The sequence below is a fragment of the Sphingobacterium sp. BS-2 genome (assembly GCF_046161205.1).
Classification (GTDB): Bacteria; Bacteroidota; Bacteroidia; order Sphingobacteriales; family Sphingobacteriaceae; genus Sphingobacterium; species Sphingobacterium mizutaii.
On sequence record NZ_JBIXGO010000018.1, the window covers coordinates 361,898 to 385,987 of the forward strand.

At 38.8% G+C, this 24,090-nt stretch carries 19 protein-coding genes and 1 rRNA gene; 7 read left to right on the plus strand and 13 right to left on the minus strand.

Annotated elements, in window-relative coordinates; translation table 11 throughout:
* Positions 1-20: 20 nt before the first annotated feature.
* Entirely contained in the window at positions 21-608 is a 588-nt protein-coding gene (locus ACK2WI_RS11790) for a hypothetical protein (RefSeq protein ID WP_093098522.1), read from the plus strand.
* A 121-nt stretch (positions 609-729) separates the two neighbouring features.
* On the opposite strand, the gene ACK2WI_RS11795 is transcribed toward ACK2WI_RS11790, so the two are convergent.
* Positions 730-2,217 (minus strand): succinate CoA transferase, encoded by a 1,488-nt coding sequence (locus ACK2WI_RS11795; protein ID WP_093098459.1) that lies wholly within the window; start codon positions 2,215-2,217, stop codon positions 730-732.
* Between the two features lie 386 nt (positions 2,218-2,603).
* Here ACK2WI_RS11795 and ACK2WI_RS11800 point away from each other — a divergent pair, with 386 nt between their 5' ends.
* Together ACK2WI_RS11800 and ACK2WI_RS11805 are read left to right on the plus strand one after the other, a co-directional pair.
* Entirely contained in the window at positions 2,604-3,383 is a 780-nt protein-coding gene (locus tag ACK2WI_RS11800) for an AraC family transcriptional regulator (protein ID WP_236736504.1), read from the plus strand.
* Positions 3,384-3,393: 10 nt separating this feature from the next.
* Positions 3,394-4,251, plus strand: a complete 858-nt coding sequence (locus tag ACK2WI_RS11805; RefSeq protein WP_236736505.1) for a DUF1080 domain-containing protein — start codon at positions 3,394-3,396, stop codon at positions 4,249-4,251.
* A gap of 161 nt (positions 4,252-4,412) precedes the next feature.
* On the opposite strand, the gene rpsT is transcribed toward ACK2WI_RS11805, so the two are convergent.
* Positions 4,413-4,667, minus strand: coding sequence for a 30S ribosomal protein S20 (gene rpsT, locus ACK2WI_RS11810; RefSeq protein ID WP_093098462.1), 255 nt, complete (start codon positions 4,665-4,667; stop codon positions 4,413-4,415).
* Between the two features lie 118 nt (positions 4,668-4,785).
* On the opposite strand from rpsT, the gene ACK2WI_RS11815 reads away from it, so the two are divergent.
* Entirely contained in the window at positions 4,786-5,325 is a 540-nt protein-coding gene (locus ACK2WI_RS11815) for an RNA methyltransferase (protein WP_409150986.1), read from the plus strand.
* 73 nt (positions 5,326-5,398) lie between these two features.
* Positions 5,399-6,271 carry a succinate--CoA ligase subunit alpha gene (gene sucD / locus ACK2WI_RS11820; RefSeq protein WP_093098465.1) on the plus strand — a complete coding sequence of 291 codons (873 nt, stop codon included), beginning with the start codon at positions 5,399-5,401 and terminating at the stop codon, positions 6,269-6,271.
* A 74-nt stretch (positions 6,272-6,345) separates the two neighbouring features.
* Here sucD and ACK2WI_RS11825 read toward each other — a convergent pair whose 3' ends face one another.
* From ACK2WI_RS11825 to ACK2WI_RS11845, 5 genes are all read right to left on the minus strand, one after another.
* Positions 6,346-6,897 (minus strand): DUF4252 domain-containing protein, encoded by a 552-nt coding sequence (locus tag ACK2WI_RS11825; RefSeq protein ID WP_409150987.1) that lies wholly within the window; start codon positions 6,895-6,897, stop codon positions 6,346-6,348.
* A 19-nt stretch (positions 6,898-6,916) separates the two neighbouring features.
* Entirely contained in the window at positions 6,917-7,393 is a 477-nt protein-coding gene (locus ACK2WI_RS11830) for a DUF4252 domain-containing protein (RefSeq protein WP_093098525.1), read from the minus strand.
* A gap of 13 nt (positions 7,394-7,406) precedes the next feature.
* Positions 7,407-8,066: a hypothetical protein gene (locus ACK2WI_RS11835; RefSeq protein WP_409150989.1), complete on the minus strand. Its 660-nt coding sequence runs from the start codon at positions 8,064-8,066 to the stop codon at positions 7,407-7,409.
* Complete coding sequence (locus ACK2WI_RS11840) at positions 8,044-8,550, minus strand: RNA polymerase sigma factor (protein WP_409150991.1); 507 nt, start codon at positions 8,548-8,550, stop codon at positions 8,044-8,046. The genes ACK2WI_RS11835 and ACK2WI_RS11840 overlap by 23 nt, the downstream gene beginning before the upstream one ends.
* A gap of 183 nt (positions 8,551-8,733) precedes the next feature.
* Positions 8,734-9,228: a DinB family protein gene (locus ACK2WI_RS11845; RefSeq protein WP_312698296.1), complete on the minus strand. Its 495-nt coding sequence runs from the start codon at positions 9,226-9,228 to the stop codon at positions 8,734-8,736.
* Positions 9,229-9,312: 84 nt separating this feature from the next.
* On the opposite strand from ACK2WI_RS11845, the gene ACK2WI_RS11850 reads away from it, so the two are divergent.
* Together ACK2WI_RS11850 and ACK2WI_RS11855 are read left to right on the plus strand one after the other, a co-directional pair.
* On the plus strand, positions 9,313-11,202 hold the full coding sequence (locus ACK2WI_RS11850; protein ID WP_409150992.1) for a CocE/NonD family hydrolase: 1,890 nt from the start codon (positions 9,313-9,315) through the stop codon (positions 11,200-11,202).
* A 127-nt stretch (positions 11,203-11,329) separates the two neighbouring features.
* Positions 11,330-12,178, plus strand: a complete 849-nt coding sequence (locus ACK2WI_RS11855) for a TraB/GumN family protein (protein WP_093098472.1) — start codon at positions 11,330-11,332, stop codon at positions 12,176-12,178.
* Between the two features lie 69 nt (positions 12,179-12,247).
* Here ACK2WI_RS11855 and putP read toward each other — a convergent pair whose 3' ends face one another.
* The 6 genes from putP to rrf form a co-directional block, all read right to left on the minus strand.
* Entirely contained in the window at positions 12,248-13,744 is a 1,497-nt protein-coding gene (putP, locus tag ACK2WI_RS11860) for a sodium/proline symporter PutP (protein WP_313368726.1), read from the minus strand.
* A gap of 25 nt (positions 13,745-13,769) precedes the next feature.
* On the minus strand, positions 13,770-16,643 hold the full coding sequence (locus ACK2WI_RS11865) for a tetratricopeptide repeat protein (protein WP_409150994.1): 2,874 nt from the start codon (positions 16,641-16,643) through the stop codon (positions 13,770-13,772).
* Positions 16,644-16,701: 58 nt separating this feature from the next.
* Complete coding sequence (locus tag ACK2WI_RS11870) at positions 16,702-18,174, minus strand: S10 family serine carboxypeptidase-like protein (RefSeq protein WP_312698291.1); 1,473 nt, start codon at positions 18,172-18,174, stop codon at positions 16,702-16,704.
* Positions 18,175-18,218: 44 nt separating this feature from the next.
* A complete protein-coding gene (locus ACK2WI_RS11875) occupies positions 18,219-19,742 on the minus strand; it encodes a SusD/RagB family nutrient-binding outer membrane lipoprotein (RefSeq protein WP_409150995.1) in 1,524 nt (507 codons plus the stop codon).
* A gap of 12 nt (positions 19,743-19,754) precedes the next feature.
* Positions 19,755-22,982, minus strand: a complete 3,228-nt coding sequence (locus tag ACK2WI_RS11880) for a SusC/RagA family TonB-linked outer membrane protein (RefSeq protein WP_312698289.1) — start codon at positions 22,980-22,982, stop codon at positions 19,755-19,757.
* Positions 22,983-23,885: 903 nt separating this feature from the next.
* Positions 23,886-23,997 (minus strand): 5S ribosomal RNA (gene rrf / locus ACK2WI_RS11885).
* Positions 23,998-24,090 lie beyond the last annotated feature (93 nt).

Below are 24,090 nucleotides of genomic sequence, written 5' to 3' on the forward strand. Positions count from 1 at the left end.
TAAAAGAAAACAAGATTATTATGAAAAATTTACTACTAACATTAGCCTTATCAGTAGGCTGCTTATCCTATAGCACAGCACAGGTAGAAGTAAAAACCGTACCTCAATCTTCAGCGGATGTTGGTATGGCTCCGATCAGACAAGGGAATTGGATGATTGGTGGATCTGTAGGTAGCTTAGGATATAGCTTTGAAGGAGAATCCTTCAATATCCAGTTGAATCCACGTGCAGGGTACTTTATTTCAGATGGTATTGCAATTGGTGCTCAGGCAAATCTGGGTTTTACTTCGGGAAAAGATGACAACCCTAATAATTGGGGTTATGGTATTTCGCCATTTGTTCGTTATTATTTCCCTGGAGGAGCGAGCGCAACAGGTCGTTTCTTTGGACAGGGTGATGTCGGTATCGGTGGTAGCTCTGCAGGTGATGATGTATCCTTAAACCTTGGAGCAAATGTAGGTTATGCCCATTTCATCACACAAACAGTGGCATTGGAAGTTATGGCAGGCTACAATTATTCAAAAGCCAATATTAATGCTTCTGGAACTCAGAATGGACTTGGATTGTCCGTTGGTTTCCAGATTTATTTGCCAGGAAGAAACAGATAGTAGAATTAAGACCTTTTCTGGTTTGACCAGATAAGATTTCAATCAAAAATTAAATTCCAAAAAAAAAGCTTAGAGAAATTTCTCTAAGCTTTTTTGCAATAAATAAAACAATAGTCTATTATTATTTTTTCATACTTCCTGTTTCATTGAAACGAATATGCCAACTGAAGGCTTCTTCCAACAAATGTGGGGTATGTCCGCCGCGCTCACAAGCACGGTCGAAATAAGATTGTAATTCTTCTCTATAGTCTGGATGCACACAGTTGTCAATGATCTTCTGTGCCCTCTCCCGTGGCGCCAGTCCGCGCAAATCCGCCAGACCGATATCTGTTACCAAGATGTCGACATCGTGCTCTGTATGGTCTGTATGGGACACCATCGGCAGGATATGCGAAATCTTGTTGTCCTTAGATGCGGCTTGGGTCACGAAAATGCTCAGATAAGCATTCCTTGCGAAATCTCCTGAGCCCCCAATCCCATTCATGATCTTGGTTCCACCGATATGGGTAGAATTCACATTGCCATAGATATCAAATTCAATAGCGGTATTGATGGCGATGATGCCCAAACGACGGATCAAACCTGGGGTATTGGAAATATTCTGAGGACGAAGCACGAACTTGTCGCGGTATTTCTGCAGGTTATCAAAAACCCTGTCATAGCATTCTTTGGATACAGTAACCGAGGATGCCGATGCAAAGCTCAATTTACCAGCATCCATTAAGTCAAATGCTGAATCCTGCAATACCTCTGAGAACATGGTCAGGTCATAGAAATTACTATGCAAGAAACCCGTCAATACGGCATTGGCTACTTTTCCGATTCCAGCCTGGATAGGAAGCAATCGATCCGATAAGTGACCTAGATTTACCTCTTCTTCAAAAAACTCCAAGATGTGCTCGGCAATCTTAGTTGTTTTCTCATCAGGTGGAGCGATATCGGCAGGACTATCATGTTGACTGGTAAACACAATGGCAGCTACCTTATCTGGATTTAAAGGGATGGTTTTTCTTCCGATCTTATTCCATGGAGCGACAATTGGGATCACGTTTCTGTGGGGGTAGTCTTCGGCTTGGTAGATATCGTGGATACCATACACATTCTCATGAACAGAAGTATTGATTTCCAGGATTACCTTTTTTGCCAAGGCCGCAAATGTAACAGAGTTTCCTACAGAAGTGGTTGGAACCACACTTCCATCTCTGTCGATATAGGCAACCTCCAAGACAGCGATATCCACATCTGGAAGGTTTTTATTATGTAGGAGTTCGGCACTTTCACTTAAGTGTTGATCAATGAAAAGGACCTCTCCATTATTGATCTTACTCCTCAAGACAGGGTCTACCTGGAATGGCATCCGCTTTTTCAAGGCACCAGCCTCGGCAAGTTTCCCATCGGTACCATGACCAAGGGATGCTCCTGTCATTAAAGTGATCTTAATATTTTCTTTTTTGGCGCGTTCAGCTAGTGCGGGTAAGATGACCTTACTATCTCCAGCTTTGGTAAATCCACTGGAGCCTACAACCATACCGTCTTCGATTAATTTGACAGCTTCTTCGGCAGTAGTAACTTTTTCTTTGAGTCTTTCGAGACGTATTCTGTCCAACATATCAATACATTTGTGTTCCCTCTAAAAGAGTGAGGCAATATTAGTCAATATTTTATTTAATAAATTATCCATTGTAGCCAGTTACTTTTTTTGATAAAATATAAAGTAACCGATTACTTACCATACATGATTACTATAGAATTCTCGAGGAACTGATAAGAAATAGCCATAGATTGATGTTAGATGCTGTTAATTTAGAGCAAAAGCGATAATAATCAAAAGATGTGGGTATCTTTTTTTTAAAATATTTCAAAAATGTAAGGCAAACACTTGTGGCGTGTGGTCCTGAAAACGCCCTTGTTTTGCTTTTCTCAAATAAAAACAGGAAATTTATCCCACATTAACGCCTCATCTGGATGCAAAAGGAATATATTGATAAATATTATATGACAGAAGTAGATACTTATGACAACAGTATCTATTGTCATCATGCCGTAATGGGAGACTCGGTTACTGAGCACTCACACAAAAAAGGTCAGTTCCTATACACCGAAGGCGGGGTTGTCTTTTTGAAGACCGCCGAGAAGTCTTATTTTCTTCCTGCCAGACATTATATCTGGATCCCTCCTCATGTAAAGCATAGCATACATCCTAGTAGCGCCGAGGTGGTGATGAGAAACCTGTACTTTCCTAAGTACGAGACCGACACAGACTTTTTTGATAAGGTAAATATCTATCCAGTCAACGATCTTTTGATTGAATTGATCATGTTTACCAATCGCTGGAATGGAAATATCTTCCCAGAGGAGGAACCTCGCTATTCTATCGCGAAAGCATTTAAGCTCATCCTTCCGGAGCTTTCACAAACGGAGCTTCCATTGGCTTTGCCGTATCCCAAGAATGACAAACTCAAACAGATCATTACTTACCTGGAACAGAACATTGCCGAGAACATCAGTTTTAAGAGTTTAGCCGAGCATTTCGATATTTCTGAGCGGACATTGGCTAGATTATTTCAAAAAGAACTGGCAATGTCGTATATTCAGTACTTCACGATCTTAAGGATGTTAACCTCATTGAAACTTCTTTTGGACGACAAACTTAGCGTGAATGAAGTGGCGCTGCGGGTAGGGTACAACAGTTTGCCTACATTTAGCAATACCTTTAACAAGGTTATTGGCGTGCGCCCAAGTGAATATGTAAAAAACCGTAATTTACTTTTATAATCCTTAATAAATGAATTTCAAGACCATTATCGCCGGTTTGCTACTGGGAACTATGTTTTCCTGCTCAGCAACCTCCCAAGTCAACCAAAAAACAACCGTAAAAACCCCTAAACCTATTCAGTTATTTAATGGCAAGGATATCAAAGATTGGACTCCTAAGATTAGATTGCATGAAGTAGGCGACAACTATGCTAATACATTCAGAGTTGAAGATGGGCTTTTGAAAGTGCGTTATGACGGATATGATGATTTTAACCAACAATATGGCCACTTAGCATTCAATAAACCTTATGGTTATTATGTGCTAAGACTGGAATATAGATTTGTAGGCGAGCAGAGCAAAGGTGGTGAAGGCTGGGCATGGGCCAATAGCGGCGCCATGTTGCACGGCCAAGACCCTAAAACCATGTTGAAAGACCAAGATTTCCCGATCTCTATCGAAGGACAACTCTTGGGCGGAAACGGCAAGGACGAACGCACAACCTCTAACCTTTGTACTCCTGGAACCAACGTAGTGATCAACGACAAGTTATTCACCCCACACTGCTTAAGTTCGAAATCCAAGACTTACCACGGTGACCAATGGGTAACGGCAGAGTTTGTAGTGCTTGGTGATTCATTGATCCAACACGTACTAGATGGACAGGTAGTTTTGGAATATAATAAACCGCAAATCGGTGGTGGAAGTGCATCACCAGTGGATCCAAAAGTGAAACAAGACGGAAAATTATTGGATAAAGGCTATATCTATCTGCAAAGTGAAAGCCACCCTATTGATTTCCGCAAGGTTGAACTTTATGACCTAGACTCCTATAAAGGCGACAAACAGAAATTAGATCAGGTAGTGAAATCTATCCTGAGTAAATAAATATTCAATTATAAAAAAGCGACGCTGACCATTTGGTCAGCGTCGCTTTTTTATTGTGCCCTTGCTACTCCAGCAAGTTGAGGACAGAATCAGAAAAGTATACAAACAAGAAAAGGGATGTTGTAAAACACCCCTACAATATTTTATAAAGAAAGCTTAGATTACGCTAATTTATTAACGAATTTAGTCAACTTAGACTTGTTGTTAGAAGCTTTTTTCTTGTGGATAACATTCTTCTTTGCAAGACGATCAAGCATAGATACCACGCGTGGCAATAATTCTTTAGCTTCTTCTGCAGAAGTAGTGTTACGTAATTTCTTGATTGCGTTACGTGTAGTTTTCGCTTGGTAACGGTTTCTTAAACGCTTCGCAGCGTTAGCTCTAATTCTTTTGATCGACGATTTATGATTTGCCATTTCTCTTAGCTATATAATATTTTAAATCTTTTATACTTTATTTCGGACTGCAAAAATAACACAGAAAATCTAATATTCAAAATCATTTTTAATTTTTCGAAATGATTATCTTTGCAAGATGCAAAAATTATCCATGGATCAGCTCAATCGGGTTGATGTTGAAACCTTTAAATCTCAAGAGAAAACTCCCCTAGTCATTGTATTGGACAATGTGAGGAGCATGCACAATGTAGGTTCCGCCTTTCGTACGGCAGATGCTTTTGCCATTGATAAGATCGTTTTATGTGGTATTACGGCTACTCCACCGCATCGTGAAATAGAAAAGACGGCGTTAGGAGCCACCCAATCTGTCACTTGGGAATACGAGAAAGACAGCGTGGATGCCATTAAAAAATTAAAGGAGGAAGGATTTGAGGTCTATGCGATCGAACAAACCAATAACAGCATCTCCTTGGAGACCTTTGAACCTGTAACAAAAAAGAAGTATGCGGTAGTTTTTGGCAACGAGGTCCATGGTGTGGAAGAGGATATCATTGCGATCGCGGATGGCACCTTGGAAATCCCTCAATTTGGGACAAAACATTCCTTCAATGTTTCTGTTACCATAGGTATAGTACTGTGGGATTTAATCAATAAAACCAAGTTTATTAAAAAATAACAAAATACCTACCTATCTGATTTTTAGAAGTCATATCAAAATAGTAGATTTGCGTTGCAAAAAATAAGACAAAATGAGTGTATTAGTAAATAAAGATTCCAAAGTAATCGTTCAAGGTTTTACCGGAAACGAAGGTACTTATCATGCGTCTCAAATGATTGAGTACGGTACAAACGTAGTAGGTGGTGTTACTCCTGGTAAAGGTGGCCAAACACACTTAGACCGCCCAGTATTCAACACTGTTCAAGATGCTGTTGATGCTACAGGTGCAAATGTTTCTATTATTTTTGTTCCACCTGCATTTGCTGCTGACGCTATCATGGAAGCTGCTGCTGCTGGTATTGCTTTAATTGTTTGTATTACCGAAGGTATTCCAACAAAAGACATGATTCAAGTAAAATCTTACTTGAGCGACAAAAACTCACGTTTAATCGGCCCTAACTGTCCTGGTATCATCACTGCTGAAGAAGCTAAGATTGGTATCATGCCAGGTTTCATCTTCAAAAAAGGTTCTGTAGGTGTGGTATCTAAATCAGGTACTTTGACTTACGAAGCAGTAGACCAAACTGTGAAAGCAGGATTAGGAATCACTACAGCTATCGGAATTGGTGGTGACCCGATCATTGGAACTACAACGAAAGAAGCTGTTGAGTTGTTGATGAACGACCCAGAAACCAAAGGTATCATCATGATTGGTGAGATCGGTGGTGGAATGGAAGCTGAAGCTGCTCGTTGGATCAAAGAAAACGGAACTAAACCAGTTGTTGGTTTCATCGCTGGACAAACAGCGCCTCCGGGACGCCGTATGGGTCACGCTGGTGCAATCGTTGGTGGTGCTGATGATACTGCTGCTGCTAAGATGAAAATCATGGAAGAATGTGGTATCCGTGTTGTTGAATCACCTGCTGAAATTGGAAAAGCAATCGCTGAAGAATTAGCTAAATAATTCCCTTAAGCGAAAATCATAAAGAAAGCCTGACTCGAATGAGCCAGGCTTTTTTATTAACTAAACAACGAAACTTAAGATTCTTCTGAATTTTCCATTTTCTTATCCTTTTTATCTTGCTGGCTGCTTTCATAATGTTCAATCAGTTGATTGAGTTCATTTAGATTGATATCTGATTTCAGATCCACAAACACCTGATCTTCCTCATCCGTGATACCCAACATGACATTCTTTATCCTATCCCCTTTTGTTTTTGTATTGATGGAAATCTTTGAGCCATCACTGTAAATACTCATTAGCTCCTCAAAATCATTCTTCACCAGATAACTGTTGAATTTTTCGTATAGGTTGGAATCCCTTCCACCTCCTGAAACAGCCATCAATTTAATTTTCTTGATCTTCTTCAAGGCCAAGGCTAATGCAGGATCATCTTCACGCAATTCCCTGATTTTTCCACGGATAAATGTTTTCATCAGGATTCCTGGGACATTGATAGATACAATTTCAGCATCACCTGACAGTTTAGTGCCTTTTGCGAAATCCATGTTTGCTCCCCGTTTTATCATGCAACTTTGCATGCTGAAGAAAATAATAGCGGCACAAATAATTCCAATGTAGCGTTTCATAATGTTAGTTTTATTAAGGTTAGTTTTCGTTATTGTTTACTAGGGCATTGATGTCGTCGTATTTCACGGCTCCATCAAGGATCATGAATACAGTTTCTTCATCGGAGTTGATACTCAGCAACAGGTTATTCAAGAAATCGCCTTCAACATTTTCAGCTAAGAATCGGATTTTGTCACCATCGGAATTGATCACCAACAATTCTTCGTATTTAAGGTTTCCAATTGCTGAACTTACTTCCTTCTGGATGGAGGAACCTGCATTTTCAAAAACCAACATCTTGATGGAATTGATCTTGCTCAATAACGGTTTGATGGTTTCCACGTCGGCATCATTGATCTTCATCTTGTTCAACATCTTGAACATTGGTTTACCAATCTTGATCGAAGTAACCCCTTTTTGCTCCTTATATTGCTCAAATATTTGATCCAATTTAGAGATCTGAGCCTGTGCCATGCTTGCCACAAATAGGCTGATTATTAACATGAACGTTTTCATAGTTTTCATTTTTTTAGATTTCAATTTTTAAATACTTAATGTTTTCAACTCCCTCCATCCCTTTCTTCAAATTAGAGGCAGCAAAATGCAAGGCAGTCTCCGTAACCTCAAGAGCTTTCTCTTCATCATAGATCCTGACGCCATTGACTTCAACAAACAACTCTTCATTCTTATCAGGTTCAGCTTGCACTGCTTGTTGAGCCTGCGCTGAAGGTTTCCTTGTAGAGGCTAATTGCGTGCTTTTAAAGGAACTTTCCTCCTCATGCTGACCATTGCGCCAATCATCCTCAGCGACAGCTGTAGGTTCGTCCTTAGGCAGCTCCACATCCAATGCTTTCGGACTTTCATTCGCTACAGCAACTTTTTTAGGATTTTGAATATCCGTATTGCCATTGAATTGGCGGATCAGGAAAAATCCCAAAAGCAAAGAGGCCGCAATACTAGTCAGTGTAATGATTCTTCGAGACAATGGAATGATTTTCTTTTCAGCCGGTATTTCAGCTTCGACTTCATCCATAAAACTCTCAAAATCCCAGTCCATCTTTTCCTCAGGTTGCTTGAGCATGGAAAAGAATTCTTCATTCTCCAGTTCTTTCAGCTGACGCTCCTCTTCCAGGGATGTCTTACCTTCCCAGTATTTAGCTTTCAGCTTATCCAATTCTTCTCTTTTCATATTCAAAAACCTTAGTTAAGTTTACTCTTACGCTGTTCCTAGCTCTAGAGAGATTGACCCTCACTGCATTCTCTTCCAGCCCTGCCATCTCGGCGATGTCTACAATTTCATATTCTTCAATATCCCTTAGGTACATCACCAGCCGTTGCTTTTCCGGCAACCCATCGATCATTTTCATGATTAGCTCTTTGGTCATCGATGGATACTTCTCATGTTGAATCTCTGCGGGCAATTGATTTAAATATTTCGCATGCCTTCCCAGTTTATCAATTTTGTTGTAGGCCATATTTCTGACCATTTGCATGGCAAAAGCTTCTACACTCTTCAACTGTGTCAATTGACCCCTCTGCTCCCACAGTTTCATCATCACCTCCTGTACCAGATCGTAAGCATCTTCCTGATGTTCCAGAAACCTATTTGCAAACCGGTACAACTTATCCTTCAGGACAAATACCGTATTTTTAAAGGTCTCTTGGTTCATCATTATTAGTGCTTATTTAATAACAAGACAGATTGCACTGCCCATCTATTACATGGAAAAATAAAAAAACTGAAAAATATTTATAAACTACTCATATTCAGTATTAAAAATATCATTAATTCCTTCCATATTTAACAAAAAATGCCAGAAGGTTATCTTCTGGCATTTAATTTTTTTGAAATCTACCTATTTCTTTTCATCTGCAGAAGGTCCATACAAACCCGGTACAGGAATATCCAACAATCTTAGGTAAACAGTCAACTGACCTCTATGATGAATCAAATGATTATTGATCACAAAACGAAGTGCTCCAAGTTTTGGCATCTCACCCACAACGTAGGTATCGACTCTCATTGTCCATTTGCCGAACCAATCCTCTTCTGGAAATTCGTCGATAGTTTTTTCATTTCTTTTATACCCTTCATCTAGTGCTTTCTTCAGTTCCTCCACACTGTTTGGGTGAAATGGTTTATAGTCAGTCGCTAAGTTAAAATCGTTTTTCGTCAAAGCATCTGAAACCCAATTATGCAGCTCTACAATATGCCCCGCTAAATTGCCTAATGACATGGATTTTTCATGAGGTTTAAAAGACAAGTCCTCATCTTTCAATCGATCTAAGATCCTTCTTGTGTTATTGGTTTCGCGCTCCAATTCTACTAAAAATCCTTCTTTAATGCTCATATAAATAATGTATTAATGTTAACCTAAGTTATCAAAAAAAGTATAACTTTAACTTTATTAAACTAAAATAAAAAACCTATCCAAATGAAGAAATTATTAACTCTTTGTATCCTTTTCCTCCTATTAGGTATACAAAGCAAAGGTCAGGATGCCAATGCCGATTATGTAAAAACGCATTATGACAAAACCGAACAGTACATCACCATGAGAGATGGTACACGACTGTTCACCTCAATCTATTCCCCAAAAGACAAGTCGAAGAAATACCCTATCATGCTGAACCGAACTCCTTATACCGTTGCCCCCTATGGCGAAGGGAAATTCAAGGCCAGTTTGGGAAATTTCCCAGAGATGATGAAAAAGGGTTATATCTTCGTTTACCAAGATGTACGTGGTAAATGGATGAGTGAAGGTACTTTTGAAGACATTCGCCCGACCAAAACCAAAGAAAACAAGCATACCATTGATGAAAGTACGGATACTTACGACACCATCGATTGGTTGGTAAAGAATCTAAAAGGAAATAATGGCAAAGTGGGTATGTATGGTATCTCCTACCCAGGGTTCTATTCTACTGTAAGCCTAGTGGGTAGCCATCCAGCATTGAAAGCAGTTTCTCCGCAAGCGCCAGTTACCGACTGGTTCATTGGTGATGATTTTCACCATGGAGGAGCTTTATTCTTGGCAGATGCTTTCCGTTTCATGTATTCCTTCGATGCGCCAAGACCAAAACCGATTACCAATGAAAATGGACCAAAAGGATTTCAGTTACCTTCAAAGGACCTTTACAAGTTCTTTTTGGACAACCCAACTTTATCAGGCTTAAAAAATGAATACCTAAGCCATACCGTTAAGTTCTGGGACAATTTGGCGAAGCACAGCACCCTAGACAGCTTCTGGGTGGCTAGAACTATCACCAATCATCTAAACGACGTTAAACCGGCTGTAATGGTGGTTGGCGGTCTTTACGATGCAGAGGACACGTATGGTGCTTTCCAAACCTACAAACAAATCGAAAAACGCAACAAAAAGAATAACTCCATCTTGGTAATGGGACCTTGGTTCCATGGAGGATGGGTTCGTGGAGAAGGTGATTATTTTGGCGATATCCGCTTTGGACAAAAAACAAGCTTGGATTACCAAAAGAAATTTGAAGCACCTTTCTTTGAATACTACCTAAAAGGTGAAGGATCCTTCAACCCTTCCGAAGCCAACATCTTTTTCACTGGCGCCAATGAATGGAAGAATTTTGACCAATGGCCGCCAAAAGATGTGTACACTAGTGAGCTTTTCCTGAACGGAAATGGCAAGATCACAACCCAAGCTGACGAGAAAGCTGAATCCTTTGTAGAGTACGTGAGTGACCCGAACAAACCGGTTCCTTTCCAAGAAGGTCTGATTGAAAACAGAACCAGAGAATACATGATCGCAGATCAACGTTTCGTGGCCAATCGTCCAGATGTCATGGTTTTTGAAACAGGGGTATTAACCTCGGACATTACCATGGCAGGTCCGGTTGTTGCCGACTTAAATGTTTCGATGACAGGCACCGATGCTGATTTTATCGTGAAGATCATCGATGTATACCCGGACAGCTCTTCTGCAACATCTGCAGTTAATGAAAAAGTAGTAATGCCTAATTACCAAATGCTAGTTAGAGGAGAAATCCTACGTGGTAAATTCCGCAATAGCTTTAGTAATCCAGAAGCATTCAAACCCAATGAAATTACACCTGTGAGTGTGGTGTTGCCAGATGTAGCACATACTTTCAAAGCAGGACATAAAATCATGGTGCAGATCCAACACACTTGGTTCCCATTAGCAGATAGAAACCCTAATCAATTTATGGATATCTATAAAGCCAAGGCTGAAGATTACATCAAGAATACACATAGGTTATACTTTGATAAAAACCATCCAAGTAAAATCAAATTTGAAACTCTTGGAGATTTCAAATTGAAAACTGGAGAATAACAGAAAGGGACGAACTAAAATCGTCCCTTTTTATTTTCTTTTTATTCCAGTTTCTAATTATTAGCACATTTATTGTAACGATTGATTACGATCATATACTTACTATTTGAATTTACACTAAAACAATATGAAAAAACTAATCCTTACTGCAATGGCAATTATGATGACCATTGCCTTATTTGCCCAGAACAAAGAAACATTCCTATGGAAAGTATCAGGAAACGGATTAACAAAGGATTCTTATGTCCTTGGCACCATCCACATGGCATGTGGTCCTGATTTCAAAATGGAAGATAAAATTAAAGAAGCCGTCAAAACAACCGACCGTATTGCTCTAGAACTTAATGCTAGCAATCCAGAAACTGTCAAATCATTACAGGCCCATATCGGACCAGTTCCGGGTTTCTTTGATGGTCTAGCACCTGAAAAGAAACAATTGATCGACTCTGTCCTGACTGCCAAGAACCTATCACCTGCTATGTTAGATCAAGTAGGTCCAGCAGTGCTGTTGTCTATTTTGTCCATGCAGGCTTTTGAATGTCAAGATCCTAAGGACATGAAATCGATGGAATTAGAATTGCTGAAATTAGAAGGAGCTGCTGGCAAACCAGTTGATGAACTGGAAACAGCGGAATTCCAGATCAACTTAATGAACGAATTCTTCAAGGCTGAAGACCTTTATACTTACCTAAGGGATCTGGATAAAATGAAGGCAACAACCAAGGATTTGGTGTCCAAATATTTTAACAATAAAGTTTCTGAGGTTGAAGAGTTATTGTTTAAGACCTCTTCCTTTAGTCCAGAAAAAGAAGAAATGATGTTGACCAAAAGAAATCAAGAATGGTTGACTAAAATGCCTGAAATGATGAAAGCCAACCCAACATTCTTTGCCGTTGGTGCAGGACATTTATTAGGTAAAAATGGTGTTATCCAATTATTGAAGGACAAAGGATATAAAGTTACGCCTGTTCTTTAATCTGACCCTATAAAAAAGTAAAGCGCTGATCGAATCCGACCAGCGCTTAATAATCAATCTGTTGTTTATCTATGATTTGACGATGCGTTTTACTTCATCGAACTCATCCTGAATTTCCTGATTTACAGGTTTTGATAACAAGGAAACTATGACAATGGTTAAAAAGCTCAATATAAAGCCCGGAATCATTTCATAAACGTCCTTATGATCATGAGGTACATATACCCACAATAACACGACGGCACCTCCAACTAACATTCCTAACAAACCGGCCATAGCAGTAGTTCTTTTCCACAGAAGGGATAATAACACAATTGGTCCAAATGCGGCACCAAATCCAGCCCAAGCATTTCCAACCAAATTCAAGATACTATCCTTAGGATTCAGGGATAATAACAATGCAATCACAGCAACAATCAAAACGGAAAGTCTGCTCACTTGCAACATAGTCTTTGCGGAAGCTTGCTTGTTGAAGAAGGTTCGGTAGATATCTTCCGTCATGGAACTCGAAGTCACCAATAATTGAGAAGAAATTGTACTCATTACTGCAGCTAGGATCGCCGACAATAGGAATCCACCGATCAAAGGATGGAATAACACCCTTGAAGTGTAGATAAAGATAGTTTCAGCCATTTCCTTCGATCCATCAAACTTGGACATGGTAGCCGTATCAAATTTAGCTAAATAGGCAATCCCGAAAAGACCTACCAACATAGCACCACCTACTGTGAAAATCATCCAGGTAATACCGATATTTCTAGCTTTCGGAATGTCTTTAACACTATCAATTGCCATGAAACGAACCAATATATGGGGTTGACCAAAATATCCTAATCCCCAAGCAAGAAGGGAAACAATGGAGATGGTGGTCGTTCCTTTAAATAAGTCCAGGTAATCCGAATTTTTATTGTCAATAATGCTAATGGTTTCCCCTAAGCCACCAATCTGTGTAACCATCACAATAGGCAAGATTACAAGGGCCGTTACCATAATGGTACCTTGTACGAAGTCTGTTAAACTTACCGCCAAGAAACCACCTAAAAAAGTATACAGAACCACGACAAAAGTCGTTACATACAAACCAGTGTAATAATCCATATTAAAGGCTGATTCAAACAAACGTCCTCCCGAAACCATACCTGCAGAGGTATATAAGGTAAAGAAAACCAGGATAAACACCGATGACGCAATTTTCAACAATTGAGTCTTATCATGGAATCTGTTTTCAAAAAACACTGGTAATGTAATGGAGTTCTTGGCAACCTCAGTATAAACGCGCAACCTTGGGGCGACTAAAACATAATTTAGGAAAGCTCCGATGGTCAAGCCAATGGCTATCCAAGAACTGGATAATCCGGCGGCGTACATCGCACCTGGCAAACCCATCAATAACCAACCACTCATATCAGCAGCGCCGGCGGACAATGCGGTAACTGCGGCGCCCATTTTACGCCCTCCAATTAAAAACTCCTCTGAGTTACTCGTTGATTTCTTCCAGGAATAAAAACCTATCAGAACCATCAATAGCATATAAAGGCCAATGGAAATTAATTCGTATGTATTCATGTAATAATTTTAATTTGTAAAGATGCTATAAAATTGCTGGAATTTCCACTCCTTTTAAACGATTAGTTAAAATATTATCTGCTTTATTGTCAGTTTTCCCTATTTCTTTCAACAACTTAATCCCATCTACTTCATAAGGATATAGTGCTAATGCTTCGTCAAGAAGACTTAATGCCTTATCCGTATTGCTTTCTTTTAAATTGATCAATGCCTGACTGACTAAATCCGATGCTCTATAAAACAGGCTGTTATTGCTTTTCAATTTTTGGCGAAATGCCTTTGCATCATCCAATCTGTTATTGGCCGCCAACAGCCTCACCAATCTTTGGTTATACAAAGGTTCCAATCGAATTGGATCACCACCTCTTACCATCAATTTATCCAAGAACTCATTCAATTCTTTGGTTTTCCCTTGTTTGGCATAGACCTCAGCAAATAGCAATTCAAACTCTGGTCGGTTCACTTGAGAAGCTTGCAGAGTACGATAGATCTGTTGTAGATTTTTCAATGCTTCATCATATTTCCCATTTGCAGTCAAAGCTTCAATATGTTGCGTACGGATAATATAATTTTGCGGTTTCTGAGCAGCTAAATGTGATAAAACAGCAATCTCATCAGCATAACCTAGCAATGATTTCTGCCATGCCTTGAAAGTCTTGGAATCATCTTTTCTATCCCGTAGATAGGTAGAGATCTCCGATCCATTTTTCACATACTCATCCGCCACATCCATGGCTTGTTTCAGCATACCTCTTTGGAAATAGAAATTCCTTAAGATTCCAGAGTTCTTAGCTTTTTCCATGTAATCGACTTCGATATCATAAGCTTTTTTGAGCAATGCCGCCTGCGCTGCTAAATTATTAGGTTGGGTAGCCATAAGGATATTCCCTTCTACCGAATAAATAGGAGCATAATTAGCATCGATTGCTTTCGCAGATTTCAATCGGTTTGAAGCCTCATCATAATTACCCTCTGACAACAAATATTCAGCATAATCAACGAAAGCTGGCAAATATTGCTGATCATATTGAAGTGCAGTATCCAGATAAGAATACGCCTCTTTAAGGTCATTCTTAGCTGAGTTTCTAGCTAAATTCACATATACCTCAGACCAATTCGAAGCCATAGCCTGTTTATCACCGGCCAAATAAGCTTTCTCTTTAGTGATCATATCATCCAAAAAGGCATACATCTTAGGATCCTTGGTCTTCAGGTCGTTCAAGGTATTCATCGATTTAAAATCCAATGGATGCACTTTAACCATTTCAAAATAGGCCGGATAGGTCTGCGCTAAATACTCAGACTCATTGTTCTGTGAATAATAGTCTAGGGTCAGTCCATTTTCCATGGCATTATAATATAGCTCACGGATCTTTCTATTTTGCTTATCTGTCAATACCTGACCATGGAACAGATGCACATATTCGTGCAAGATCACATTTCTTTCTTGAAATGCTCCACGCTCCACATATTCAATGGCTGCAGCACCCGATCCTACTCCACGGATATCCATCCATTGACGATTGTCAAAAGTTGAGTTAAACCTGAAGTAAGGAGCTTTCATGGCTAAAGCCAAATCGATATGCAATGGCGGAACGACAAACACGCGATGTTGTTTTACCAAAAATGGAAAATATACCGTAGCAGTATACAATTGATTCCAAGCCATGCCTTTTGCAACATTTCCAGGATAATAAGCAAGATCAGGAAAGACCTCCAAGAAATCATGCATATTGGTAATATTAGGATTTTTTATTGCTGCACTTATACTAGGATAAGTTTTCAGATAAGGAATTCTTTTGGATTTGATAACTGCTGCCAATCCATTGTGGGCAGGCCCATAATGGTGCTTTTCATTTAAAATATTTAAGAAAATCTTTTCCGCATTATCCAATCTTTGTTTCCGATCGGAGGCATCAAAATCACCGTACAACAGGGATGCTTTGTGCATTTCAGGTAATACGGATTTTGGATGTGCTTTTTCTATTTGATCTACCTTTTGAAGCGCTGCCTCAATTTTGTTTCCGGTGAACAATTCATCGGCCTCCTCCAACTCATGTCTGATGGTTTTTTCATTTTCATCCACATAATCGGCGTAGGTCAAATTGGTATGGCCATTTCCTAAATGCCAATGAGATTGAAAATGCAATGGATTTAGCGCCAATGCAATTTCCCATTGGGCAACCATATCACCTAATTGAGTCGCATCAATCCTTCTCCAGATTGCATAACCATAATAAAACCTGGCATCCGCATTCAAAGGATTTAATTTCAATCCTTTGACCAATACTTCCTCAGCGTCTTTAGGTTTTTGGTCCCAAAAGAAAACATCTGCTTTCAAAAAATACCCAGCAGCATTATTAGGCATTTTCTCAATAAGACTATTCGCTAAGGCTAAAGCCTCAGGGTACTTTTTCTGTAGCATCAAGGCCCTTCCCAAAACAAGGTTTGTTTCGATGTCATTTGGATTTTTAAGCAAAAGAGCTTTACTCATTTGCTCGGCTGTTTCCAATTCCCAAGCCTCAATTTTTAGAATGGCAAAAGCACGTTGTACTTTCAGGTCAGCTTGATCTTTTTTACTTAATTTTAATAGGTCTTGTTCCGCAGCTTTGAAATCATTGTTTAGCCAATGGTATTTAAATTTTAATACAGCTGCTTCTTGAGCATTAAGTTTCTTTCCTAGGTTTAATTCATTGTTTACTAAGTTCCATTCACCCAGATCCATAAGATGATTTAAGGTCTCATATTTAGATTTAGAATCCAACTTAAGATCTTGAATAAATTTGGTTTTCTCTTGATCAAGATAAGTTTTGACCGCTTTGGTGTCATTGATATAGTCTTGAGCTTGAACCGTACCTAATCCGGCAAAGACGAAAAGAATAAGATGTTTAATTCGCATAATACATAAGAGATAAAAGCCAGTCCGAAGGGAAGGACTGGCTTAATTAAAAAAAACACTAGTATTTAGCTGGTTGATCAGCTGCTGGTAAAGATTTTTTAATGAATTGACGAATATCTTCGTTTGCTTTGATTAAGTCTTCTTTACGTAAATACATCATGTGACCACTTCTGTATCCGATCCAACTCATTCTTGATTTCAATTTACCAGAAGGATCCATTTGCCACATATTATACTTCGCATTGAAATAATCACAAGCAGCATCGTAGTACCCTGACTGAACCATTAAATGCAAGTAAGGGTTAGCTGCCATCGCTTGTCTTAAATTATAACCTGTGTTGTCATTGCTTCTATCCCAAGGATGAACTGGTCCGAACATATTATATTTCACATCCGCCTTATAATTCAGCTCATTGGTATAATAGTAATTAATTGCTGGGGTAAAGGAATGCAACCAAGAAGTTAATTCTGAATTATAATCTGGACGTTCACCACCATCGCGGAAGTCCATACCAATATATCTTGAATCCAAACGACCCACAGTTTTACCTTGATCACGCAATAATTCTTTCCAATATAAGGCAGTTGGAATATCCATATTGTTTTGCTCAATTACAGTTTCAGACAATCCAGAATATCTAGCCATTTTCTTGATCACTGCTGATTTTTCTGCAGCACTGATACTAGAACCTTTTGCGATAGCTGGAAGTAGTTCTTCGATAGTGAATTTTTCCACTTCAGGAAGGAATTCTTCTAAATCTCTGTTTTGCAATTCTGGAGCTAACTGCTTATGGTACCATGCTGTAGCAGCATAGTATGGCCAAAAGTTAGCTTTTTCCACTGCACCTTCTCTCTTAATACCAAGATCAGTTGGAGATACTAAGATTACTCCATTCAAGTACATCCATTGAGCATTTTGCAATTCTAAGGCTAAACCAGAAACACGAGTAGTACCATAACTTTCACCGATTAAATATTTAGGTGATGCCCAGCGATTGTTTCTAGTTACAAATGTATTGATCCATTCCGCTAAATATTTGATATCGGCATTGGTACCAAAGAAAAGAGAACGATCAGCTTTTTCGTCTAATATGCGTGAATAACCGGTATTGATTGGATCAATGTACACGATATCGGCCACATCTAAGATAGAATATGGATTTTCCTTTACACCATAAGGTTGTAATGGATAACCTTCATCATCGATGTTTAGCATTCTAGGACCAGTGTATGCTAAGTGCATCCAAACTGAACCTGAACCTGGGCCACCATTGAAGGAAATTACTAAAGGTCTTTTTGCTCTGTTACTGATATCATCACGGGTATAATACGTGAAATGAACAGTTGCTAAAACATTGCCTTTTTGATCCCAAACTGGTTGTGTTCCGGTCATTGCTGTATAGCCAAATTTCTGACCATTTGCAGTAACACTATGTTTTGTAACAATTGTGCTATCTGCTAAGGGCATTCGTTGAGCCTGCACAGCAATCGTCATAATTAGTGCTGATAAAATTAAAATGTATCTTTTCATTGTGTTTATATTGTTGATAATTGATTACAATTGAAATTTATTAATTATTGTCTGGTATCCCAAAATACTCTTTCCAACATGCTAGATTTCTGTTTGATATTTGGATTATTGTTTGCTTCTGATTGAGAATATAACAATGATCTTGGAACCTCATCGTAAATAGCTATTGGTTTTTTCAAAGGTGTCAATGCAGGATAACCTGTTCTTCTGTAATCTGTCCATGGTTCAGCAACAACCCCAAAATTAGCAATGTACTTTTCGGTAATAATCTGTTCTAATTTTTGCTGGTTTGTTCCTGCTAAAGTACCCTTACTTGCCATATAAGTGGCCAAGCTGCTTGCAGGTAATTTACTTTCATCAAATGAAGCCTTAATGCCCGCAGCATAGAATGTTTGCGCTTCTGCTGCTGCTCCATTCATCAATGCTGCCTCAGCACGGATAAAATTATACTCTGCAAAAGTCAACAATCGAGCAGGAGATTCTCCACTATAGGAAATAGCCCCTGTTTGTAATGCTCCTTTAGCATCCACCATACTAGGATTGAAGGAAGTCACATTTCCATATAAATATTCATGTAATCTGGAATACTCACTGGATACATTCGCATCCATTACACTTGAACCTTTATAGGTTTTGGGATTTGAAAAATATGGGAATGGCGTAAAATACCTCTCTCTACGTGGATCTTCATTATTGTTCATCAAATCGACGATATAGCGATTCGGCAAGAACTGATTTCTATATTGACCCAATTCAATACTGTAAATCGGATTCTGACGTTGGGGAGAACTTAAGAAGTTCATTGTGAATCCATCCTCATTGCTAGCAAAGAATTTTGCACCTGAATTAACGAGCTCATTGATCTTGGTTTTGGAGAAGTTAGGATCTTTTGCTGAATAATGCAGGTAAATTCTCAATTTTAAGGTGTTTCCAAATTTCTCCCATTTTTCCTTAGATGTTGCCCAATTGCTTGAAGCATAAATGGCGGAAAACGAATTTGGAGAAAGAACAGAAGTCCCGGCATTGATATCTGCAATTCCTTCATCGATTAAACGGATCAAATCTTTATAGATCAGTTCATCATCGTCAACCTCTGGCTTTAAGTTTTCTCCAAACATTGAAGCATTAAAATAAGGAACATCTCCCCAGGCATCTACTGTTACTTGATAAATAAAAGCTTTCAAAAGTTTCGCTACACCTGCATAATGAGGACTACCCTCTTCTGTTGCTTGTTTAATGAGAACTGATATATCACTTAATGCAGTACCAAACAAGGTTACCCATTGATTATTAATATCAGAATCATTCACGTTGTAACGTTCATATTCTTTAAAAGCGACGTGTCCTTGAACAGGTCCTTGTCCACTAAATTGTTGAACAAAAGCGCCACTTACACGTAATAAATCACTCGCCCCAAAATATCCCACATTTACAGTCACAGCAGGCAGTAATTGATTAATACCAACCTTAGTAACGTTGTTTGGATCATCATTTACATCCAAAAACGAACTGCAAGATGCAGCACCTAACAAGGTAGCGACTGTTAATAAACTAAATATCTTTTTCATCTTCTTTCAATTTTATAAGCTAAATCTTACACTACCTCCAATGGTTCGCGGTGTTGGACTGAATCCAAACTCCAATCCCCTTGCATTACTGATACCTAACAAGTTTTGTTCTGGATCAAGGTGTGGGAAATTTGGAGCATAGGTCAACAAGTTCCGACCATAAACCGAAATATTAACTCCTTTAATAAAATTCTGTCCTTCCAACCATTTTGTTGGCAACTTATAGGAAATGTTAGCCTCTCTCAGTTTTACAAAAGTTCCATCCAATACATATCCTTCCCAGGCTACATATTTACCTTGTAAGCTATAGTATTGTTGGGCAGAAACGTAGGTAGTATTTGGTGAACCATCTTCTAATACACCTTCGAAAATATATGGCTTAGTCACATTTCCTGAACCATCAATACGTTCAAATTCCGCTGTTTCTTCAGCTACACCCTGGATTCTTAAATCTCCAATGGTCCTTGACATCACATCACCTTTATATTTGAAATCTACTAAGAAGGATAAGGTAAAGTCCTTATAGTTAAAGTCATTGGTCCATCCTAAATTAAATTTAGGGTTAGGATTTCCTACTTTTTGGACACTGGTTGTTGGTTTTGGTAATCCATTGGCATTAATAATCATTCGGCCTTGATCGTCCCTTTGGTATGCATTTGACCAAATCTGTCCATATTCTTGTCCGGCCACTAATCTAATGTTAGGAGAGGTAAATCCACCAATGGAGATATTATTTACTCCTGGTGCCAATTCTTCAACGATTGATTTGAATTTGGTAAAGTTAATTCCTGATCTCCAAGTGAAGTTTTCTTTTTGAACAGGCACTAAGTTTAACATCAATTCAACTCCTTTGGTCGATAAACTACCTGCGTTGGTCACCATGGAAGTAAAACCAGATGAAGATGGTGCCGGTACGGCAAATATTAAGTTACGAGTATCTCTTTCATACACCGATCCCTCAAAGCTGATCCTACCATTGTACAAAGACAAATCTAATCCCAATTCATACTCTCTTGTAAACTCTGGTCTTAAGTCATTATTTCCAGCGCTATTATTCAATGTATAGCCTGCCAGTCCATTATATGGAAAACTTACTAAAGTGGAAACGAAACCATCAGAAGCACTTGCTCTACCGAAATAAGTGTTTGTTTCGTATGGAGAAGTTCCTTTACCTACTTCACCCACATTGGCACGAACTTTTGCCATGGTCAATACATTTGATTTTAGACTTGGAAATGCATCAGTCAACACTAAACTCACAGCTGCTGCTGGATAAAAAATGGAGCGATTTCCCTTGGATAAAGTTGAGGAAAAGTCATTCCTAGCCTTTACATTCAAGGATAGATAAGATTTATAATCCATTACCACGTCGGCAAATACCCCTACTTGTCTGTTTTGATTGATATTTCCTGAAGTATTAAAAGTCAAGAAGTTACTTTGGTTATCAAAATTTGGCAATACAATACCTAAACCGGTAGACTGTAGCGTATTTCTATTATTTGCAATAATTTCATTACCTACTGTAGCGATCAAGTTCCAGTTTTCAAACACCTTCTTATTCGCAGTCACTGTGAAATAAGAGTTGATGTTTTTCATTGAAACATTGCGATCCTGTACCCCACCTGCTCCAGCAGAGCTTGTATTTCCATTACTGCGGATTCCCTTATTATCGAAACCCTTCGATACCATACTGAAAACATCGGCACCCACTTTTAAATCAGCTGTTAACCAATCAAGGAAATCATATTTCAAGTTAATGTTACCGTAGAAGCGGTTAACCTCATTGTTATTTCTAATATTTTCGATTGACCAGTATGGATGATCCTCTGGCGCAAACCATAATTGGTTGCCTTCCGCATCTTTAAATGGCATATTGGTCAAATCATAACTTCTTGGTGTATAAATACCTCTCCAAAGTGGATTGGCACCTTGGTTACCAGCTTGTGTACGATTTGAAAGGTTATTCACATAAGAAAATGAAGTACCAACTTTAAATTTTTCGGTTAGGTCAGTAGAAGCATTTACGGAAATATTATTTCTAGTAAGCTTATTGCTTGGAAGGAGACCTGTTTCTACAGTATATCCATAAGATACACGATAGTCATATTTTTCTCCAGAACCTGTAAAACTTAAATCGTTTACAGAACTTACAGAGTTTTGAAGGATATCATTGATATTATCTGGATAGGCTTGCAAATTCTCTTTATCGCCAAACCAGTTGGTCACCTCTTGTCCAGCTATCTTTGGTCCCCAAGATCCAGTTACGGAATTATTATAGTTTCCATTACTACCCTGAGCATATTCATTTTGGAAAGCTGGCATTCGGGAAACCAAACCGACACCTGTATTTGTTCCTACTGATATTTGATTTTTTATTCCTTTTTTAGCTTTCTTGGTCGTGATCAAGATTACCCCCGAGGCTGCTCTAGAACCATAAAGAACAGTTGCAGCAGCACCCTTAAGAACGCTCATAGATTCAATATCCTGAGGGTTGATATCCGAAATACGACTTGAATTTACAACCCCAGAGTTAACTGAGTTACCACCACCTGAATTATCCAAAGGAATACCATCTACCACATACAAGGGTTGGTTACTTCCAGTGAAGGTCGAAAATCCCCTGATGGTAATGTTTGATCCCGCAAATCCACCACCCGAACCACTTACTTGAACACCTGATAACCTACCTGCCAAAGCATTGGTAACATCCGGAGTTGGTGATTTCGATAATTCGTCCGCTTTGACTTCAGCTACCCCATATCCCAAAGTCTTACGGTCACGTTTAATACCAAATGAAGTGACAACTACCTCTTCAATATCTGTTGAGGAATTCTCTTTTAAGACAATTCTCATCTGTGTAGCGGTGTTGATTGGCATTTCGGTCGTCGCATAGCTCATGTGGCTGATGACCAAAACACCTTTTGGTTTTGTCGTCTGAAAAGAGAATCTACCCTGATCATCCGATTTGGATCCTTCATTTGTGCCTTTTACCAAAATAGAAGCGTTAGGAACTGGCGCTCCTTGTTCATCCACTAAAACACCTTTTACAGTTGTTTGTTGAGGGAGACCAAAAGAATAATCCAGATTCGATTCTATTTTATCTGTTTTCCAAAGATAGTGAGGCGCGGCCTCAGCATTTGCCATGAACAAAATAGAACTTGAACAAAGGACAAGTTTTAAGAGATTCATAGGCTTTAGGTAATTTATGTTTGGAACGTCATTAGGTTTATTCCAGCTCATAATTTTAGTTTTTTAAATAAATTGTTATTAATAAATTATTGTTTTAATTATTATGCAACTAAAACTAACTAAGGTGGCAATGATTTATTTTCCATAAACATCATAAAATAGATTAATTCAAAAAAATTTATAATATATAATAGGTCATCACACCTATCTGGTTAATTAAAATTCTATGTCGGCAAAGTGAAATTTTGGCTTATCGGCTAATTATAAAAACCAAGATATAAAAAAAAATATACCATAAAATAGCCGAGAATAAGATATTTAAGAAGTTGAATAGATAAGTAAACGAATGGACAATATATGTTTATTTCCAAAATTATATTAGGTCACAAACTTGCTATAATCTATCAAAAACGTAGATTTATTAGGATTAATAGTATAAACCATATAAATAAACTGCCTAAACCATACATTTATTGAAACATAATAATTGTTAGACAGGACCTAAAAATTAATATTATACATCTAATTTTAACTCTCAGGTTTTTAAATTTCCATAAAGACTATAGCAAGGTTTTTTAAGATTTATTTTCCTAATAGAAAAATCAAAAAGTGTTGATAACAAGGAGGGAAAAGAGCTGGATGGGAAAGGATGTTTAGGAGAGTTAATTAGGATGAGGGATGGGAGGATTGATGGATGGGATGGGAGGATTGTTTGAACCAGGATGGATGGGATGGGAGGATGGACCAAGATCTGGTAAGGGACCAGGATCCACTTGATGGGAGGATGGACCAAGATCATTCGGCAGTAACTTGCGCCTGAACGTCCCCCATTCCGTAGGGGCGGATCGAATCCGCCCGCCGCCGTGCACCGGACCTGCCTGCTCCCTGGTTTGCTTACCGTTTCCCCCAAAAACAGAAAGCCCGCTGTCTGTTGACAGCGGGCTCCCGTATAAGATTAGGCACCGACCTACTCTCCCACCTGTTACGGCAATACCATCGGCTCTGGCGGGCTTAACTTCTCTGTTCGGAATGGGAAGAGGTGGACACCGCCGATATAGGCACCTGAATACCTTTTTGTACATGGCCCCTTGGGGCAGCGTACATTGACATGTTATTGGAAGAAAAGATCAGAAAAAGAGAGAGGACAACAGGTCTATCC

Bases quoted from the DNA above. Each gene is read 5' to 3' on its own strand.
- ACK2WI_RS11870 (WP_312698291.1), bottom strand. From the start codon at position 18,174: ATGAAAAGATACATTTTAATTTTATCAGCACTAATTATGACGATTGCT.
- ACK2WI_RS11850 (WP_409150992.1), top strand. From the start codon at position 9,313: ATGAAGAAATTATTAACTCTTTGTATCCTTTTCCTCCTATTAGGTATA.
- ACK2WI_RS11790 (WP_093098522.1), top strand. From the start codon at position 21: ATGAAAAATTTACTACTAACATTAGCCTTATCAGTAGGCTGCTTATCC.
- ACK2WI_RS11865 (WP_409150994.1), bottom strand. From the start codon at position 16,643: ATGCGAATTAAACATCTTATTCTTTTCGTCTTTGCCGGATTAGGTACG.
- ACK2WI_RS11845 (WP_312698296.1), bottom strand. From the start codon at position 9,228: ATGAGCATTAAAGAAGGATTTTTAGTAGAATTGGAGCGCGAAACCAAT.
- rpsT (WP_093098462.1), bottom strand. From the start codon at position 4,667: ATGGCAAATCATAAATCGTCGATCAAAAGAATTAGAGCTAACGCTGCG.
- ACK2WI_RS11795 (WP_093098459.1), bottom strand. From the start codon at position 2,217: ATGTTGGACAGAATACGTCTCGAAAGACTCAAAGAAAAAGTTACTACT.
- ACK2WI_RS11835 (WP_409150989.1), bottom strand. From the start codon at position 8,066: ATGAAAAGAGAAGAATTGGATAAGCTGAAAGCTAAATACTGGGAAGGT.
- ACK2WI_RS11825 (WP_409150987.1), bottom strand. From the start codon at position 6,897: ATGAAACGCTACATTGGAATTATTTGTGCCGCTATTATTTTCTTCAGC.
- ACK2WI_RS11815 (WP_409150986.1), top strand. From the start codon at position 4,786: ATGCAAAAATTATCCATGGATCAGCTCAATCGGGTTGATGTTGAAACC.
- ACK2WI_RS11880 (WP_312698289.1), bottom strand. From the start codon at position 22,982: ATGAGCTGGAATAAACCTAATGACGTTCCAAACATAAATTACCTAAAG.
- putP (WP_313368726.1), bottom strand. From the start codon at position 13,744: ATGAATACATACGAATTAATTTCCATTGGCCTTTATATGCTATTGATG.
- ACK2WI_RS11805 (WP_236736505.1), top strand. From the start codon at position 3,394: ATGAATTTCAAGACCATTATCGCCGGTTTGCTACTGGGAACTATGTTT.
- ACK2WI_RS11830 (WP_093098525.1), bottom strand. From the start codon at position 7,393: ATGAAAACGTTCATGTTAATAATCAGCCTATTTGTGGCAAGCATGGCA.
- ACK2WI_RS11840 (WP_409150991.1), bottom strand. From the start codon at position 8,550: ATGATGAACCAAGAGACCTTTAAAAATACGGTATTTGTCCTGAAGGAT.
- ACK2WI_RS11855 (WP_093098472.1), top strand. From the start codon at position 11,330: ATGAAAAAACTAATCCTTACTGCAATGGCAATTATGATGACCATTGCC.
- ACK2WI_RS11875 (WP_409150995.1), bottom strand. From the start codon at position 19,742: ATGAAAAAGATATTTAGTTTATTAACAGTCGCTACCTTGTTAGGTGCT.
- sucD (WP_093098465.1), top strand. From the start codon at position 5,399: ATGAGTGTATTAGTAAATAAAGATTCCAAAGTAATCGTTCAAGGTTTT.
- ACK2WI_RS11800 (WP_236736504.1), top strand. From the start codon at position 2,604: ATGACAGAAGTAGATACTTATGACAACAGTATCTATTGTCATCATGCC.